1 protein-coding gene is annotated in these 1,401 nt (G+C 63.9%); it reads right to left on the bottom strand.

Annotation, left to right across the window (positions count from 1 at the left end):
* Positions 1–1,401 (bottom strand): circularly permuted type 2 ATP-grasp protein (locus tag GFD18_RS10915; RefSeq protein ID WP_163228299.1); only part of this gene is annotated, 1,401 nt, incomplete at both ends.

Genomic DNA, 1,401 nt, shown 5'->3' with positions numbered 1-1,401 from the left:
ACGCGTAGTCCATGGCGCTGCGCACCGAGTTCGGGTTGCTCTCGTCATACAGGAAGCTGTGCACGAACGCGTCGAAGTCCTCGAAGTCCTCCGGCAGGTCAAGGGCGCGGGCGAACGGGCGGAATGCGTCCACGTCGGTGTCCATCACATGGTCGTAGAACGGGAAGAACCGCGTGAGCGTGGTGAACACGCGTTCCGTGTACCGTCCGAGCCAGTAGAGGTTCTCGGCCTTCGACGCGGTAAGCAGCGAGAGCGAGTGCCGCTGCGTCTGCGTGGCGATGGAGATCTTCTCGTCCTCGAACTGGTCGTATTTGTCGGTCATCGTGGCATCGTCGTCGGCCAGCACCCACGTGTCCTTGAATCCGCCGCCCTGCGAGGAGTTCACGATCATCTGTCCGGGGACCGACGAGTAGCGGGTCAGGCCGGAATACCATACCTGCGTGTCCTTGCCGGTCACGACGAACGCGCGCAGATCGGCCTTGCGCGGCTCATATTGGCCGGTCTTCGGGTCGACCACGTCGATGTCGCGGAACTGAATGACCTCCTGTGCGATGAATCGGCGCGGGTCGGCCTTGATCCTGTCGGCGAGCTCCTCGCGCTGGGATGCGTCGAGCGACGATCCGAACACCACGCCGTATCCGCCGGCCTCGGCGACGTCCTTGATGACGAGTTCGCCCATGCGGTCGAGTACGGTCTTGCGGTCCTGCTCGAACATCGGCATGTAGGTGGGCGCGTTGTGCAGAATCGGGTCCTCGTGCAGATAGTACTGGATCATAGCCGGCACGAAATAGTAGATGGCCTTGTCGTCGGCGGCGCCGTTGCCCGGCGCGTTCATAATCGCCACATTGCCGGCACGGTAGGCGCCAAGCAGGCCGGGCACGCCGATCACGGATTCGGCGTTGAACGCGAACGGGTCGAGATATTCGTCGGAAAGACGGCGGTAGACCACGCCGACGCGATGCTTGCTTCCGGAGTAGTCGATGAAGAACAGCTGGTTGTCCTCAACCTCGAGGTCCTCGGGGAACGCGAGCACGGCGCCGGTCTTCTCGGCGAGATATGCGTGCTCGAAGAAAGCGGAGTTGTAGCGGCCGGGCGTGAGCACCACGGCGATGCCCTCGGTGGTCACGAAGTCCATCGACCGGCGCAGCATCATCGGGTAGGCGCGGTTGTCGCGTACGCGCACGTCACGGAACAGTCGGGGCGAGATGCGGCGTTCGATGTCGCGCACGAACAGCGGGTAGCTGGCACCGGACGGGATGCGCAGGTTGTCTTCGAGCACCCACCAGCGGCCGTCCTCCCCCTGCACCAGGTCCTCGCCGGCGATGTGCGCGAATACGCCGCCGGGAGGGGTCACGCCGTTGACCTGTGGATAGTAGCCGGCCGACGTGTACACGTATTCCT

It is taken from the genome of Bifidobacterium saimiriisciurei (genome assembly GCF_010667655.1).
GTDB classification, from domain to species: Bacteria; Actinomycetota; Actinomycetes; order Actinomycetales; family Bifidobacteriaceae; genus Galliscardovia; species Galliscardovia saimiriisciurei.
This window is presented reverse-complemented; position numbering and strand designations above follow the sequence as displayed.